This is a genomic window from Chitinophaga qingshengii (assembly GCF_014529935.1).
Classification (GTDB): domain Bacteria; phylum Bacteroidota; class Bacteroidia; order Chitinophagales; family Chitinophagaceae; genus Chitinophaga; species Chitinophaga qingshengii.
The window spans coordinates 238,756-254,655 of record NZ_JACVFC010000004.1; the positions used below are offsets into that span (position 1 = coordinate 238,756).

The 15,900-nt window shown below is 48.1% G+C and carries 16 protein-coding genes; all 16 read left to right on the forward strand.

Going from position 1 to position 15,900, the window contains the following annotated elements; genetic code table 11:
* The first annotated feature begins 159 nt into the window (after positions 1-159).
* The 16 genes from ICL07_RS25390 (at position 160) to ICL07_RS25465 (ending at position 15,881) form a co-directional block, all read left to right on the forward strand.
* Entirely contained in the window at positions 160-960 is an 801-nt protein-coding gene (locus tag ICL07_RS25390) for an alpha/beta hydrolase (protein WP_188090871.1), read from the forward strand.
* The gene (locus ICL07_RS25395) at positions 961-2,103 is read left to right on the forward strand and encodes a glycosyltransferase (RefSeq protein WP_188090872.1); all 1,143 of its coding nucleotides are present in this window, start codon (positions 961-963) and stop codon (positions 2,101-2,103) included.
* Positions 2,104-2,190: 87 nt separating this feature from the next.
* Positions 2,191-3,312 (forward strand): ABC transporter permease, encoded by a 1,122-nt coding sequence (locus ICL07_RS25400; protein ID WP_188090873.1) that lies wholly within the window; start codon positions 2,191-2,193, stop codon positions 3,310-3,312.
* A 46-nt stretch (positions 3,313-3,358) separates the two neighbouring features.
* Positions 3,359-3,790 carry a hypothetical protein gene (locus ICL07_RS25405; RefSeq protein ID WP_188090874.1) on the forward strand — a complete coding sequence of 144 codons (432 nt, stop codon included), beginning with the start codon at positions 3,359-3,361 and terminating at the stop codon, positions 3,788-3,790.
* A gap of 69 nt (positions 3,791-3,859) precedes the next feature.
* Positions 3,860-4,972, forward strand: a complete 1,113-nt coding sequence (locus ICL07_RS25410; RefSeq protein WP_188090875.1) for a glycosyltransferase family 4 protein — start codon at positions 3,860-3,862, stop codon at positions 4,970-4,972.
* A gap of 55 nt (positions 4,973-5,027) precedes the next feature.
* The gene (gene gldC, locus ICL07_RS25415; protein ID WP_188090876.1) at positions 5,028-5,372 is read left to right on the forward strand and encodes a gliding motility protein GldC; all 345 of its coding nucleotides are present in this window, start codon (positions 5,028-5,030) and stop codon (positions 5,370-5,372) included.
* Positions 5,373-5,404: 32 nt separating this feature from the next.
* Positions 5,405-5,854, forward strand: coding sequence for a GatB/YqeY domain-containing protein (locus ICL07_RS25420; protein WP_188090877.1), 450 nt, complete (start codon positions 5,405-5,407; stop codon positions 5,852-5,854).
* 76 nt (positions 5,855-5,930) lie between these two features.
* Complete coding sequence (locus tag ICL07_RS25425) at positions 5,931-6,473, forward strand: CvpA family protein (RefSeq protein WP_188090878.1); 543 nt, start codon at positions 5,931-5,933, stop codon at positions 6,471-6,473.
* A 60-nt stretch (positions 6,474-6,533) separates the two neighbouring features.
* On the forward strand, positions 6,534-7,310 hold the full coding sequence (locus tag ICL07_RS25430) for an alpha/beta fold hydrolase (protein ID WP_188090879.1): 777 nt from the start codon (positions 6,534-6,536) through the stop codon (positions 7,308-7,310).
* A 115-nt stretch (positions 7,311-7,425) separates the two neighbouring features.
* Positions 7,426-8,085: a CBS domain-containing protein gene (locus tag ICL07_RS25435; protein WP_188090880.1), complete on the forward strand. Its 660-nt coding sequence runs from the start codon at positions 7,426-7,428 to the stop codon at positions 8,083-8,085.
* Between the two features lie 110 nt (positions 8,086-8,195).
* Entirely contained in the window at positions 8,196-9,629 is a 1,434-nt protein-coding gene (locus ICL07_RS25440; RefSeq protein ID WP_188090881.1) for a POTRA domain-containing protein, read from the forward strand.
* An 18-nt stretch (positions 9,630-9,647) separates the two neighbouring features.
* Positions 9,648-10,538: an NAD kinase gene (locus tag ICL07_RS25445; RefSeq protein ID WP_188090882.1), complete on the forward strand. Its 891-nt coding sequence runs from the start codon at positions 9,648-9,650 to the stop codon at positions 10,536-10,538.
* A gap of 170 nt (positions 10,539-10,708) precedes the next feature.
* A complete protein-coding gene (gene porG / locus ICL07_RS25450; protein ID WP_188090883.1) occupies positions 10,709-11,575 on the forward strand; it encodes a type IX secretion system protein PorG in 867 nt (288 codons plus the stop codon).
* A gap of 221 nt (positions 11,576-11,796) precedes the next feature.
* Positions 11,797-12,558 carry an undecaprenyl pyrophosphate synthase gene (gene uppS / locus ICL07_RS25455; protein ID WP_188090884.1) on the forward strand — a complete coding sequence of 254 codons (762 nt, stop codon included), beginning with the start codon at positions 11,797-11,799 and terminating at the stop codon, positions 12,556-12,558.
* Entirely contained in the window at positions 12,539-15,298 is a 2,760-nt protein-coding gene (locus ICL07_RS25460) for a BamA/OMP85 family outer membrane protein (protein ID WP_188090885.1), read from the forward strand. Before uppS ends, ICL07_RS25460 begins: the two co-directional genes overlap by 20 nt.
* A 67-nt stretch (positions 15,299-15,365) precedes the next feature.
* Complete coding sequence (locus tag ICL07_RS25465) at positions 15,366-15,881, forward strand: OmpH/Skp family outer membrane protein (RefSeq protein WP_188090886.1); 516 nt, start codon at positions 15,366-15,368, stop codon at positions 15,879-15,881.
* The last annotated feature ends 19 nt before the right edge of the window (positions 15,882-15,900 follow it).

Below are 15,900 nucleotides of genomic sequence, written 5' to 3' on the forward strand. Positions count from 1 at the left end.
TATAACCATACCGCTATTTAGGGATTTTTTGATTTACGGATTTTGGGGATTAGAAATACACCGGGCTCACCCAAAATCCCAAAATCCCAAAATCCGTAAATCAAAAAATTCGTAAATCCCTAAATGGCTCCGGTTTTTTCCCTATCATTGTTGCCCCTTATGGATTTTTATCTGCCATATGCTAAAAGCCGGTTCCATGGAATCAGCAGCGGAACAGGTCCGCAGTTGCTGATCTGCCTGCATGGATTCGGTGAAAGTGCCGCCCATTTTACGCCGCTGGCGGATGGACTGGGCGACCGGTTCACCCTGGTGGCGCTGGATATGCCATTGCATGGGGAAACCGTTTGGCAGGAAGACCGTCCTTTTGAAAAAGCCGACCTGACAGCGGTGGTGAACATGGTGCTGCAACAACAACAGCGGGAACGGTTTTCCCTGCTGGGATACAGCATGGGAGGCCGCCTGGCACTTTGCCTGGTGGAAACCACGGCTGATAAAATAGATAACCTGATCATGCTGGCTGCCGATGGCCTCCGGAATAACCCCTGGCATATGTTTGTAACGCAGACCAGCATCGGCAACCGTATCTTTAAATACAATACGGACAATCCCCGTCTGTTCTTTACCCTGTTGGAGCTGTGGCGGAAATTGGGACTGCTGAATCAAAGCGTGTATAAATTCGCCCTGCACCGCATGAATCAGCAAGCTAAAAGAGAACAGGTCTATAACATCTGGACGCTGATGCGCCGCATGATGCCGGATAAAAAAAAGTGTAAACAATTATTGGGTGCTCACCACGTTTTTACACTCCTGATATTTGGAAAATTTGACCGGGTAATACCGCCAGTGCTGGGTACCCGGTTTATGGATGGTTCATTTCCCTGTAAAATGCTGGTGCTGGATAAAGGCCACCAGCTGATTACAAAGGACCTGGCCACCGTTATTAAAACAAACCTGAGCTGAATGTATTTTTTCTTGATTTTTGTGGCCGTACTGGCCTTCGGTTATGGATTATTGATGCTATGGTATAGCCGGGGCTGGAGAAAGCTTGCCGAGTATATACCGGCTCCGTCGCCGATGGGTACTACTACTGTCACGGTTATTATCCCCGCACGGGATGAGGCGGAGAATTTGCCTGCCCTGCTGAAATGCCTGGAACAACAAACCTATCCTGTTGACCTGCTGGAAGTGATTATTATAGATGATTTTTCTACAGACGACACCCCCGGTATTATCACCCGTTTTCCGGCCACTAACATCCATCTGCTGAAGATGGCAGATCTGCTCACTAAAAATGAACGCCTGAATTCCTACAAGAAAAAAGCGATCTCCATGGCCATCGCCCATGCGAAAGGGGATCTTATCGTGACGACCGATGCTGATTGTGTAATGGGACCTAAATGGATAGAAACCATTGTCCGGTTCTATGAAACACACCGCCCGAAATTTATAGCGGCACCGGTTAGTTTTTATAAGGAACGTAACTTCTTCATGAAGCTGCAATCGCTCGATTTTATTACCATGCAGGGCATTACCGGCGCAGTGGCCCGGCTGAAATCCGGCACCATGTGTAATGGCGCCAACCTGGCCTATGAAAAGACGGCTTTTCATGCAGTAGGGGGCTTTGCAGGGATTGATAATATTGCTTCCGGCGATGATATGCTGCTGATGTATAAAATTTATAACGCCTATCCTGACGGGGTGATGTACCTGAAAAATGATGACGTGATTGTACGCACATTGCCGGTAGAAACGCTGCGGGGTTTTATGAACCAGCGGATAAGGTGGTCGTCCAAAGCCGACAAATACGAAGACAAGCGTCTCACCTGGATGTTGGTGCTGGTGTATTTTTTCAACGTGGGAATGTTCGCTATGGGAGCCATTGCGCTGTTTATACCGCATTGGTGGCCTGCTTTTCTGATCCTGCTGCTGTTTAAGGTAACGGTGGAACTCTATTTCCTCGTGCCGGTGGCGGGTTTCTTTCATAAAACGGCCTTACTGTTATGGTTTATACCCGGACAGATATTTCATATTCCTTATATTGTTCTCGCCGGATGGTTGGGCAAGTTTGGTAGTTACCAGTGGAAAGGCCGGCAGGTGAGTTAATTTGTTCATTTGGTTGTTTTTTTATTTGAAGGATGTTGAGCCTTCAAATAAGAAAATAGCCAAATAGAAAAATAAAAAAAGATCGATATGCAATCAGCCTGGAAAAGGCTTCGAAAAAACAAAGGTGCGCTGGCGGGTCTTATCGTCATCACAGCCGCTGTGGTAGTAAGTTTACTGGCTTATCTCATTGCGCCTGATAATACGCCGGATGCCAACAGGATGGTACTGGAGGTGGGCGGCCAGCACCCTGGTTTCCGCGTGCATATGCTGGCGGTTAAAAAAGCGCAGCCGGTGGCCCGGGTATCTTTTTTTCAAAAACTATTATACGGACAGGAATCCGATGTCACCTGGACACCGGTACATTCCTGGCAGTTTAAGGATAGCATGCTGGTAGTACAGCGGTATGTGGACGAATCCTTGTCCCGTGAAGAAAAATACGATCTCCGGGAGATATGGTATGGCAGCCGGCAGGAGGGAGGTATCCCGTTGACCGGACTACAGCAAAAAATTACACAGGAAAGGATTTTTCCGGTGACCTACTGGCTGGGTACCGATAAATTTGGCCGCGATATCCTGAGCCGCCTGCTGGTAGGCACCCGTGTTAGTCTGGGTGTAGGTTGTGTAGCGGTGATCATCTCCCTGACCATCGGGGTGCTGATGGGGGCGCTTGCCGGTTATTTTAAGGGTACTGTGGATGACATGGTGATGTGGCTGGTGAATGTGGTATGGTCTATGCCGTCGCTGTTGCTGGTATTTGCCCTGACGCTGGCTATGGGAAAGGGTTTCTGGCAGGTGTTTATTGCCGTGGGACTTACCCTGTGGGTGGGCGTGGCCCGGATTATCCGCGGGCAGATACTCACCCTGCGGGAGCTGGAGTTTGTAGAAGCAGCGCGGGCATTGGGTTATGGGCATACCCGTATTATCGTCCGGCATATTTTACCCAATATTTTAGGGCCGGTGATGGTAGTGGCAGCTGGTAATTTCGCTACCGCTATCGTAGTAGAGGCAGGATTGAGTTTCCTGGGCGTAGGGGTACAACCGCCACAGCCTTCCTGGGGACTCATGATAAAAGAAAACTACAACTTCATCATCACCCATAATCCTTTACTGGCATTAGCTCCCGGTGTAGCTATCATGTTGCTGGTACTCGCTTTCAACCTGTTAGGCAATGGTTTGCGCGATGCGCTGGATGTAAGAAGTAAAATTTGATTTACATGTAAAAAAAATATAATTTTATTGCTTACATACCCTTGCCATGTCTTTAAAAAATTATTTATCTATATTGTTGATAGGTGCTGTAATAGCACTGGCAGCCTGTAAAAAGAACAAAAAGTCCGACGATCCGGCGCCACCCACACAGGAGGAATCGCTGAAGCTGGATTTGGCCGGCGTAGTAGCCGGTAAGGCCAATGTAGCCATGGACAGCACTTTTACTTTCCAGGTAAAAATCACCTCCAAAGTGCCGGATAAAGGCGTGAAAATAACGCTGAACGTGGTAACTGATCCGGGTGGTATTCCCCTGGACCAGGACGCGGTGCCGGATGCAACCGGTAACGTGATCAACGTTACCCTGAAGCATTTGAAAGAGGTGAAGACTTACAAGGTGACCGTTACCGTAGCATCCTTGGGTAATACCGCCAATATCGCCACCCCGCTGGAATTCCTGATCACCAACAAGGCCGGCTGATAAATTATCCACCTCCCGGAAAGGCAAAATAATGTAGGTTTGCAGGCTGTCACATCAAGTGAAACGACTATGCAAATTGCTGTTAATGCTGCTTGCCTCAGAAGGGATATGCCTGCCGATACGGGACAGGTGGCAACTGAGATCATCTCTGCACTCTGCCGGCAACAGCCGGAGCACCGCTTTACTTTTTATTTTGATGGGGAGATACCCGCGCATCTTACTTTTCCCGCCAATGTTACAACCGTCGTGTTGCCGCTGAAAGGTAGCAAAAGATGGCATCGTTACTGGTGGCGGGAATGGCAATTGCCCCGCGCCATAAAGGCTGGTGGCGCCCAATGGTATATAGGACTGGATGGCACATTGCCCTTGCGTAGCAAAATACCCGCGCTGATCCTGTTACGGGACCTCTCTTTCCTGAAGGATGCCGGTCTGCAACCGGCCCGGGAGCAGGATTCCCTGAAAAAAAATATTACCCGTTACCTGGATAAGGCCCGGCAAATTGCCGTGCTGTCGGCTACCGCTAAAGCGGAGTTGCTGCATTATGCGCCCGGCGCTGCCAATAAGGTGGTACAGCTGGAGCCGGCTGTCAGCAGTACTTTCCGGCCGCTGGAATGGGATGACCGGGAGGCCGCTAAAAAAGCCTGGTCCGGTGGTGTGGAGTATTTCCTGGTCACCGGCAGTATTCACCCGCGCAATAACCTGATGCCCGTATTCAAAGCCTTTTCTGCCTTGAAGAAGCGGCAGCGTACCAACCTCAAACTGGTGCTGGCTGGTAGTCAGACTCCTGCGGGCAGCGAAATTGCCAAAGCCCTGGAAAGTTACAAGTTCCGTCATGATGTGGTATGGAAAGAGCAACTGACCATGGATGAACTGGCCGCTGCGATAGGCGGGGCTTATGCCCTTATTTATCCTACCCGTTTTGATGGCTTGCCGTTGCCCTTGTACATGGCGCAGCAGTGTAAAGTGCCGGTAATCGCCATGGAGAGCCTGGCAGCCCGGGAAGCTGGCGGAGAAACTGTATTATATACAGATCCTGCCAGTGTGGATGATCTGGCAGATAAAATGAGCCTGTTGTATAAGGACGAGCAGTTGCGTAGCCGGCTGCTGGCAATGGAGCCACCGGTAAGGCCGGGCAACAGCTGGGATGCGGCTGCTGCGGCGCTGGGGAACGCGTTAAAATAGGGCGGAATGCCAAAATCCTGAATGATTAGTTATTTTTGCGCTTTAATAGAAAAACATGAGTAAGAAAAACATACAGATCCAGGTGGGTCTGGACGAAAATAAAGTGCCGGAATCGATTGAGTGGAGTGCCACCGACAGTAAGGAAGAACGTATGATCAAGGCGAAAGCCATGATGATTTCTTTCTGGGACCCGGCAGAAAAAGCCGCGCTGCGGATTGACCTGTGGACCAAAGACATGATGGTAGACGAAATGGCTGACTTTTTCTTTCAGACCATGATGACCATGGCCGATACCTATGTCCGGGCTACGCAGTACCGCGACCAGGGTGATGAAATGAAGGCTTTTGCCCGGGATTTCTTCAAAAAATTCCAGGACAAACAAGCGGCAGAAACCAAATAATTCAGCTGATAATCCATTAAACGTAACCACATATGTCATTAGAAACAAACATCAATGCCGAGATAAAAACGGCGATGCTGGGTAAAAAAGAAGCAGACCTGCGTGCGCTGCGTGCTATTAAAGCGGCTATCCTGCTGGCTAAAACAGCAGAAGGCGGCAATGGTGAAATCACCGAGGCCGACGAAACCAAACTGTTACAGAAACTGGCCAAACAACGGAGGGATTCCCTGGAAATTTTCCGTCAACAGAACCGTGAAGACCTGGCTGTTAAAGAAGAGGAAGAACTGGTAGTAATTGAGCGTTTCCTGCCTAAACAAATGACCGAAGCGGAATTAAAAGCCGCACTCACCGATATTATCGCTTCCGTAGGTGCTGCTTCTCCCGCCGATATGGGCAAGGTAATGGGCGCTGCTACCAAACAGCTGGCCGGTAAGGCCGACGGAAAAGCTATTTCCGCTATGGTGAAAGAACTCCTTAAATAGTTATTTTAATATTTGATCATTTGGTTATTTTTTAATGACTAAATGATCAAATATTTGAATAATCAAATATATTGCTTTGTCAATCGATATTGTTTTTGCCATTATCATGGTATTGGCCCTTTATAAGGGTTATACCCGGGGCTTGATAGTGGCGGTATTTTCGCTGGTAGCCGTCACATTGGGGATGGCTGTAGCGCTTAAACTATCCGCAGTAACGGCCCTGCAGGTCCAGCAACGCTGGGATGTGCATTCCCGCTGGGTCCCTGTACTTTGTTTCGTTTGTCTTTTTGTAGGCGTAGTGTTGCTGGTACGGTTGGGCGCAGGAGCCTTGCAGAAACTGGTGGAAATGGTGATGATGGGCTGGCTGAACCGTTTGGGAGGCATCCTGCTGTATAGCCTGATATTTACGATTATCTACAGTGTGGTATTGTGGATGGCCAACCAGATCTATCTGTTGAGCCCTGAAACCAAATTACAATCGGTAGTGTATCCCTATATTGAGCACATTGGCCCCTGGGTACTGGACCACATGGGTGACTGGATACCTGTCTTCAAGGATATTTTCTCCCAGTTGCAGGCCTTCTTTGATAAGGCCGCCCGGCAGTTACAACCGGCCTGACAGCAATTAGATTAATAAAAAGAATTATTTTAGCGTAAAATTGACTTTCAAGATTTGGCAATGGATTACGAAATCAAAACACAGGGTAAGTTTAATTATATAGAAGAAGGCGAAGGAGAACCACTGGTATTATTGCATGGATTGTTTGGTGCATTGAGCAATTTCTCGCACATGATCGAGTATTTCCGGCAGTATAACAAGGTAGTGATACCCATGTTACCCCTGTATGATTTAAACATCCTGGAAACGTCTGTTGGCGGGCTGGCGAAGTTTGTGCATAAGTTTGTGGAGGCCAGAGGCTATCAGAACATACACCTGCTGGGTAACTCCCTGGGGGGCCATGTGGCCCTGGTGTACCTGCTGAAACACCCGGAGGCGCCTGTTAAGTCACTGATACTCACCGGTAGTTCCGGACTGTTTGAGAACGGCATGGGAGAAACTTATCCCAAAAGAGGCGACTATGAATATATCCGTAAAAAAGCGGAGCTTACCTTCTATGATCCGAAGATCGCTACCAAAGAGCTGGTAGATGAGATGTTTGAAATTGTGAACAACCGCCTGAAAGTGATCAAGATCATTACTCTGGCGAAATCTGCTATCCGGCATAACCTGGGCGATGAACTGAAAGATATTCAACAACCTACTTTACTGATCTGGGGCCGCAACGACACGGTTACACCGCCAATGGTAGGCGAGGAGTTCCAGAAACTTATACCTAATTCTGAACTGCAGTTCATCGATAAATGCGGCCATGCTCCTATGATGGAAGTACCCGATGAATTCAACAAGATCCTGCACGCTTTCCTGGAAAAACTGAAAACGCAGCCAACCACCTGAAACTGTGCCCGGTAGCCTGCACACCGCCCTCTTCAGGAGCGGGAGGCAGTCTGTACATGTAATTTCTTTTTCTGTTGGAAGATTCTTTGTTATTATTGTGTAAGAATACACGAAAATGACTGCCAGAGAACTCATATCCACCGTGCCAATTCTGCAACCTTCGGATGCAGGGTCCAAAGCATTGCGACTGATGAACGAATTTCATCTGACGCAGTTGCCCATGGTCGTGGATAATAAGTATGTGGCATTGGTAGAAGAAGACCAGATCATGGATCTGGAAGAGCCGGAAATGAAGGTGGAATCCATCCAGTACAACGGAGCTAACCGCCCGGCTATACAGGAAGGCGCCCATCTTTTTGAAGCGCTGAAGTTATTCTATGAATTCAAGCTGTCTGTATTGCCCGTCATCACCAAAGAAAATGACTACCTGGGCATCATCTCCAAAGATAGCCTGCTGGCTGCCCTGGCGGCATACAACAGCGCTAAGGAAGCCGGTGGTATCCTGGCACTGGAAATGGACCCAAGAGACTATAGCCTGAGCGAAATAGCCCGTATTGCGGAATCCAATGACGTGACGCTGCTGAGCGTCAATACCATAACTGACCCTTCCGGCAAGCTGGAAGTGCTGCTGAAAACCAACCGGCAGGAGCTGCACTCCCTCGTGGCTACCTACGAACGGTTTAACTACACGATCAAATACATCTACTCTGAAGAACAGGAAGAAGACCTGCTTAAAAAGAACTACGATTTGCTGATGAATTATATCAGCATGTAAGGCACTCTGCATTTATTTCTTATTTGATTATGTTGATGGGGTTGATTATCTTCCATGATAACGACACATTTAAACTAACTTTAGAATTTTCTAAATCAGAGACGCCTACAATGCTGAGATGCTGTTATTACTTGCTGGTAATCGTGTGCCTGCTTGGCACCACATTATCCGGCACGGCCTCAGGCCGAATGGAAGGAGAGGGGAAGGCGGCGCTGGTGCAGGATTCTGGCTACCTGGTTGTCCGAAATATCATTGTTGTCGGAAACAAGAAAACCCGTACCTCCATCATACTCCGGGAAATCAGTACTGTACCAGGGGATACCATCCGCCTGACAGATCTGGCGGAAACACTGGAAGAACGCCGCAAACAGATACTCAATACCTCCCTCTTCCTCAATGTCACCGCCAATGTCAAAAACTGGGACGGCAACACGGCCGACCTGGTCTTTGAAGTCTGGGAACGGTGGTACACCTTCGCCTTTCCTATCTTCAAACTGGCCGACCGTAACTTCAACCAGTGGTGGGTAGAAAAAGGACATAAACTCAACCGTATCAACTTCGGCATAAAAGGATCCCAGGAAAACCTTACCGGCCGCAACGATGGCCTCGATGCCACCCTGCAGTTCGGCTATACCCAAAAAATAGCGGTCGCCTATAACCTGCCTTATATCGATAAAAGTTTCCGGCATGGACTCGGTATCCTGTTTTCATATAGCCGTAACCGTGAGGTGAACGACAGTACCAGCGATAACAAACAAAAGTTTTTCCGGAAAGATGACGAGTACCTGCGGCAGGTGTATACGGTCGGACTTCGTTACAGTTACCGCAGGGCCATCAATGCCCGTCACCAGGTATTTCTGACCTACAACTACGAAAGAGTGGCCGATTCGGTAGCCCTCCTCAATCCGAATTATCTCGGTAAAGGACGTACTCACGTACGCTTCCTGGACCTGACCTACCGGTTCTCCTATATCAAAGCAGATAGCTGGATATACCCGCTCAAAGGCATCAGTATCATGGGGGAAGTCGCCAAAAGAGGGATCGGGCCGCTGAGTGATATTGATGATATCCGTTTCCGGCTCAACTTCACCAAATTCTGGCAGCTGCGCCGTAAAACGTTTTTCTCGCTGGGTACCCGTGCGCAGGCGAAATTCTCTGATGAGCAGCCTTATATCAACCAGCAGGCACTGGGTTATGCAGATGATTACCTGCGGGGCCTGGAATATTATGTGATAGACGGTACCAGTTTCGCCCTGCTGAAATCCACGCTGCGGCAGGAGTTGGTGTCGTTTAAAATCAAGCTGCCGATTGTGCCCAAAAAATTTAATACCGTGCCTGTCCGCATCCTGGCTAAAACCTTTGCGGATGCGGGTTATGCCTATAACAAATTCCCGGGCAACAGTTTCCTTAACAACCGCTTCCTGTACACCGGCGGGATAGGCATCGACATCGTTTCCTTTTACGATACCTGTTTACGTATAGAGTACAGCGTTAACCAGTTAGGACAAAAAGGACTATTTTTACACACCAGTGTAGATATGTAGTCAAAAAAAGTGTTCATTATGCAGGTTGCTCTTTATAGCAGGGGATTTATTTCAGAGGACATTGATAATATCCGGTTGTTACTGGAAGAATTACAGCGTGCGGAGATCTCCGCTACTTTTTACGAACCGTTTTACCGCATCCTGGTACAATATATTCCTTTTGAAAAGGAGCCGGCCCTGTTTGCCTGTGCAGAAGACCTGCCGGGAAAAATAGACTTCCTGATGAGTCTTGGCGGCGACGGCACCCTGCTGGACACCGTGTGTTACGTCAGAGATACCAATATCCCCGTGATCGGGATTAATTTTGGGCGGCTGGGCTTCCTGGCCAGTATCGGCAAAGAAGAGATCCATGCATTGGTACAGGCCCTGCTGGACCGGACCTATGTGGTAGATCAGCGTTCGCTGATACACCTGGACGCCAACGTGCCGTTGTTTGGAGAGATCCCCTACGCATTGAATGAGTTTACCATCCACAAGAAGGATACCTCCGCGATGGTGAAAATCCATACTTACCTGAACGGGGAATTTCTGAACACCTATTGGGCAGACGGCCTGATTGTGTCCACTCCAACCGGGTCGACAGGTTATTCGTTGAGCTGTGGCGGCCCTATCGTATTCCCTGATGCCGGTAGTTTTGTGATTACCCCGGTGGCGCCGCATAACCTTAACGTGCGCCCTATCATCGTTCCTAATGAAAGCGTTATTTCCTTTGAGGTAGAAGGCCGGAGTGACCAGTTCCTGTGTACCCTCGACAGCCGGATGGAAACCATCGATAGCTCTGTACAGCTGGCCATCAAAAAGGAAAGGTTTAAACTTAGCCTGTTACGGCTGGATGAAAGTAATTTCCTGCATACCCTGCGTAATAAACTGCTCTGGGGCATCGATGCCCGGAATCGGATCAAAATATGAGTTCCGGATATATTATTTGTAAAATATATTCCTACATTTACAAATGTATTTTCTGTTGATTGTAAAGTAAATTATGCCTGTGGATCGATTTAGTATACATGCTGTTAGCATAATTGATCAGTCACACATTAAATAAATCCGGCATTATTGCGTTTAAGTAGAACTGATTTATGCTGAAACCTTTTTTATATCCTAAAAACTTCGTGTGCTCGTTCCTGTTGGCGGCAGCGTGTCTGTTGGCCGGCGAGGCGAAAGCGCAAAACGAACTGGAATATGTAGGAGAGCTGGGAATATCTGTCGGGGGGGCGCAATATTTCGGGGACCTGAATACAAGAGGGGCTTTGAACACTATCAAGCCGGCAGTAGGTATTTACTATCGTAAGTACCTGAACGAGTACGTAGGGGTACGCGCCCATGCCCGTTTTTTACAGCTGGGTTATTCAGACGTATATAATAAAAATGAATTTGAACGCCGCCGGAACTTGAGTTTTAATACCAACGTAGAAGAACTCGCTTTGCAAGGCGATTTTAATTTTTTCAAGTTTGAGCCGGGCAGCCTGGATCATCGTTTTTCCCCGTATTTATCCGCCGGCGCCAGTATTTTCCATTTTAACCCTTACGCCTATCTGGATGGCAAAAAATATTTTTTACAATCCATGCGTACGGAAGGGCAGGGATCTGCCCTGTATCCCGAGCGTAAGCCTTATAGCCTGATTTCCTACGCGTTTCTTGTAGGCGGGGGCTTTAAATATAATATATCAAAAAAAGTGAATGTTGGCCTGGAAGCATTGTACCGGTTTACCCAAACGGACTACCTGGATGATGTAAGCACCACCTATGCCGGACCGGGGGTATTTACGACATTGCCCAACGGACAGCCCAGTGTGGCGGCCCAATTGCAGGACCGTTCCTACGTAACCGGCGAGCCTATTGGTGTTGCCGGGCGACAACGGGGCAATAGCCGCGACAAGGACCAGTTTCTGACCATAGAGCTCACGATTAGTATCCTCTTCACCTCCTACCACTGTAAATTTTAATTTACAGATAATATACTTTCTACAGGCCGGCAGTTCTTGCCTCCAGATAGCCTGGTTATACCGCCGAAACTCTCTAAAAACCCCGCTGGTATTGAATTCGCTGTTAAAACTACGTTAAAACAGGGGGGCGAGCTTTGCTAAAAAAGTCATTGCTCTATTTTTGTATCTTTGCACACTTTTAAAGTGAATCTGTATAAATTGATATAATACGCCTGACACAAATGAGCTTGAAGGATAAATTAGACTTACAACGGTTACCCCGCCACATCGCCATTATCATGGACGGTAACGGCCGTTGGGCTAAGGAGCGAGGACAAGACAGGCTGTATGGGCATCACGAAGGCGTGGAAAGTGTGCGCAATATCGTAGAAACCTGTGCAGAACTTGGAATAGGCTACCTAACCCTATATGCTTTCTCAACAGAAAATTGGGATCGCCCCGTTTATGAGGTGAACGGCATCATGGAATTGCTGGTGAATACTATCCGCAAGGAAGTGGGGACCCTATCTAAAAATAATATCAGGCTGAGTGTCATCGGTGATATGAGTATGCTACCCCCCCAAGCCCAGCAGGAAATGGAGGAAGCCATCGCACTGACCAGCCACAATACCGGCCTTAATCTTATCATGGCCCTCAGCTACAGTGCCCGTTGGGAAATCGTGAATGCTGCCCAGAAAATCGCTCTGGATGTGAAAAAAGGGACCCTGGACCCTGCGACGGTGACGCCGGAGGTATGGGACAAATATCTCTGTACTGCAGGATTGCCCGATCCGGAATTAATGATCCGTACCAGTGGAGAATGCCGGATCAGTAATTTCCTGCTATATCAACTGGCTTACGCGGAACTGTATTTTACAGAAACCCGTTGGCCGGACTTCCGCAATGAACATCTTTACCAAGCCATCTTAAACTATCAAACCAGAGAACGGCGCTTTGGCAAAACAAGCGATCAAATTCAGCAGAATGAAGAAATTATTTCCTAAGGGCCTTCTGGCTATAGCATTATGTTGCAGTGCAGGCCTACGTGTATCCGCCCAACAGAAAGATACCGTACCCCCCGTACAGCCACCCGCTAATCCACCGGCTATTTCACCGCTTAGCATGGCTAATCCGCAGCAATATGAAATTGCCGATATTACCGTGGCCGGGACCCAGTACCTGGATAAAGCATTGCTGCTGTCACTCTCCGGCCTCAGTGTAGGCGACAAAGTGGTATATCCGGGTGGCGACCAGTTCACCAAAGCTATCCAAAGCCTCTGGTCCCAACGCCTCTTTGCTGATGTGACCATCTACGTTACCAAAATAGAAGACGGCAAAATCTGGCTGGAAATCGGCCTGGTGGAAATGCCGCGCATGAACAGCTTTTCGTTCAAAGGCATCAAAAAATCCGAAGCTGACGATATCGCTACCAAAGCTGGTCTCCGTAAAGGAACCGTTGTAACACCCGCCCTGAAACAAAACGTGATCGGCGTAGTACATAAATTCTACGCAGATAAAGGGTTTGGTAACGCCTCCGTAAGAACAGAAGAAAGAAAAGACAGCGGCCAGGTAAACTCCATGGGCCTCGTCTTTTACGTAGATAAAGGAAATAAAGTACGTATCGACAATATCAACTTTGTCGGTAACTACAATATCCCCGATTCCAAACTGAAAAAGAAAATGAAGGGCACCAAGGAACGTACCCGTATGACCTTGCACCCCGACATTAAACAAGTGTATGTAGATTCCCTCGCCCAGCCGGACGACTTCTGGAAAACCTACGGTTTCCTGCAGCCTACCCGTGCACTGGATAAACTGGACCCCTACTTCCGCTTTAAACTCTTCAGCTCTGCTAAATTCAACGAAACAAAATACAACGAGGATAAAGGAAAAGTAGTAGGCTACTATAACTCCAGAGGTTATAGAGACGCGCTGATCCTCAAAGACACTACCTACAAATCCAACTCCCAGAACCTGAATATCGACATCGCCGTTTCTGAAGGTAAAAAGTACTACTTCGGCGATATCACCTGGAAAGGCAATACCCGTTACAGTGACTCCGTGCTGACCCGCATCCTGGGTATCAAAAAAGGCGATATCTATAACCTGGAACTGCTGGAAAAAAGACTGGGTAAACAAATGTCCCAGGAAGGAGGCGATATCACCGGTTACTACATGGACTATGGTTATCTCTTCTTCCAGATCGACCCCGTAGAAATCGGTATCCGTGGCGATACCATCGACTACGAAATCCGTTTGCGCGAAGGTCCGCAGGCTACCATCAAGGAAGTACGTATCGCGGGCAACGAAAAAACCAACGAACACGTTATCCGTCGTGAACTGCGTACCATCCCCGGTGAAAAATTCAGCCGCGCTGACCTGATCCGCTCCAACCGTGAAATCGCCAACCTCGGCTTCTTCAACCCGGAAAAGATCGGTATGAACCCGGTGCCTAACGTACAGGATGGTACGGTGGATATTGACTACACCGTAGAAGAAAAAGCCAACGACCAGCTGGAGCTGTCTGCCGGTTGGGGTGGTTATATCGGTTTGACCGGTACCCTGGGGGTAACGTTCAACAACTTCTCCCTGCGTAACATCTTCCGCAAGGAAACCTGGGACCCGCTGCCAAGTGGCGATGGTCAGAAACTCTCTGTCCGTGTATCCTCCAACGGTAAAGCGTATCGTTCCTATAACTTCTCCTTTACGGAGCCATGGCTGGGCGGTAAAAAACGTAACCAGTTCTCCGTGAGCTTCTACAGCAGCTACCAGAACCCGTACGCTTACAGCAACTACTACGCAAACTACTATACGCAGAACGCTACCACTACCGACGGTCACTTCAAGGTACTGGGTGCTTCCGTATCATTGGGTAAGCAGCTGAAATGGCCGGATGACTTCTTTACGCTGATCTACTCCGTGAACTATCAGCAGTACAAGCTGAAAAACTATAACTACTTCGGTATTCCCGGTTTCGATAACGGTACTTCCAATAACCTTAACCTGAAGTTCACCCTGGCCCGTTCTTCTGTTGACCAGCAGATTTTCCCGCGCAGTGGTTCCAACTTCATGCTGTCTGCCCAGTATACGCCGCCGTATTCCGTGTTCAACCCGAACAAGGATTACAAAGCAGATCCGATCGGCAAACAGTTTAATTTTATCGAGTACCAGAAATACCGCTTCAATGCGGAATGGTATGTACCATTGAGCCGTCCGATGGGTAGCGACAACAAAACTTTCGTGTTGAAAGTGGCTGCCAAATTCGGTTACATCTCCCGCTACAACAACCGTACAACCTTGTCTCCGTTCGGTCGTTTCGAGCTGGGTGGCGATGGTTTGAGCAACTTTGCGATCTACGACCGCGATATCATCTCCCAGAGAGGTTATCCGGTATATTATACCTCCGATCCGAGTGTAAATCCGGAAAGCGGTCAACCGATCGGTTACGAAGGTTTCACCGTATTCAACAAATATGTGATGGAGCTGCGTTATCCGTTCAGCCTGAACCCCAGTTCCACCATTTTTGGCCTGGCGTTCGTAGAGGCAGCCAACGGTTACCGCGATATGAAAGATTACAATCCTTTCCAGCTGCGTCGCTCTGCTGGTATAGGTATGCGCTTCTATCTGCCGATGTTTGGCCTGCTTGGTTTTGATTATGGTATAGGATTTGACCGTATCAAGCCCGGCGGAGGCTTGAAGGATGCGGCTAAGTTTACCTTCATGCTCGGCTTTGAACCAGAATAATTGTGAAATAAATTTATATATTGCAAATATTAACCGGTATTCCGGAAGCCCAAAAATCTAAAGTAGCATGAAGAAAATATTTATTACAGCGGCCATTGTGTTGGCCATGGCAGGTGCAGCCAATGCACAGCGCTATTGTGTGATAGATACGAAATATATCCTGGAGAGCATTCCTGAGTATAAAGACTCCCAGAAAAAACTGGATGCGGTGGCAGAACAATGGCAGAAAGAGATTGATGCCAAGTTCCAGGAAGTGGATAAAATGTATAAGTCTTACCAGGCGGAGCAGGTAATGCTCACGGAAGAACTGAAACGCAAGCGGGAAGACGAGATTGTGGCCAAGGAGAAAGATGCCAAAGACCTGCAGAAAAAACGTTTTGGATATGAAGGGGACCTGTTTAAAAAACGGGAGGAGTTGGTAAAACCGATCCAGGACAAAATTTACAACGCTGTTCAGAAGCTTTCTGCCAGCAGGATGTATGACTTTGTACTGGACAAGGCAGGCGGCACCACCGTCATTTTTTCAGACCCTAAACTGGATAAAAGCGAGGAGATACTGAAATCGCTGGGCGTAAAGAAATAATCATCTTGTACCTATTTTT

Coding starts and splice junctions, on each gene's coding strand:
- gldC (WP_188090876.1), top strand. CDS start 5,028: ATGAGTAAGAAAAACATACAGATCCAGGTGGGTCTGGACGAAAATAAA.
- ICL07_RS25445 (WP_188090882.1), top strand. CDS start 9,648: ATGCAGGTTGCTCTTTATAGCAGGGGATTTATTTCAGAGGACATTGAT.
- ICL07_RS25430 (WP_188090879.1), top strand. CDS start 6,534: ATGGATTACGAAATCAAAACACAGGGTAAGTTTAATTATATAGAAGAA.
- ICL07_RS25420 (WP_188090877.1), top strand. CDS start 5,405: ATGTCATTAGAAACAAACATCAATGCCGAGATAAAAACGGCGATGCTG.
- uppS (WP_188090884.1), top strand. CDS start 11,797: ATGAGCTTGAAGGATAAATTAGACTTACAACGGTTACCCCGCCACATC.
- ICL07_RS25390 (WP_188090871.1), top strand. CDS start 160: ATGGATTTTTATCTGCCATATGCTAAAAGCCGGTTCCATGGAATCAGC.
- ICL07_RS25410 (WP_188090875.1), top strand. CDS start 3,860: ATGCAAATTGCTGTTAATGCTGCTTGCCTCAGAAGGGATATGCCTGCC.
- ICL07_RS25465 (WP_188090886.1), top strand. CDS start 15,366: ATGAAGAAAATATTTATTACAGCGGCCATTGTGTTGGCCATGGCAGGT.
- porG (WP_188090883.1), top strand. CDS start 10,709: ATGCTGAAACCTTTTTTATATCCTAAAAACTTCGTGTGCTCGTTCCTG.
- ICL07_RS25435 (WP_188090880.1), top strand. CDS start 7,426: ATGACTGCCAGAGAACTCATATCCACCGTGCCAATTCTGCAACCTTCG.
- ICL07_RS25460 (WP_188090885.1), top strand. CDS start 12,539: ATGAAGAAATTATTTCCTAAGGGCCTTCTGGCTATAGCATTATGTTGC.
- ICL07_RS25395 (WP_188090872.1), top strand. CDS start 961: ATGTATTTTTTCTTGATTTTTGTGGCCGTACTGGCCTTCGGTTATGGA.
- ICL07_RS25405 (WP_188090874.1), top strand. CDS start 3,359: ATGTCTTTAAAAAATTATTTATCTATATTGTTGATAGGTGCTGTAATA.
- ICL07_RS25400 (WP_188090873.1), top strand. CDS start 2,191: ATGCAATCAGCCTGGAAAAGGCTTCGAAAAAACAAAGGTGCGCTGGCG.
- ICL07_RS25440 (WP_188090881.1), top strand. CDS start 8,196: ATGCTGAGATGCTGTTATTACTTGCTGGTAATCGTGTGCCTGCTTGGC.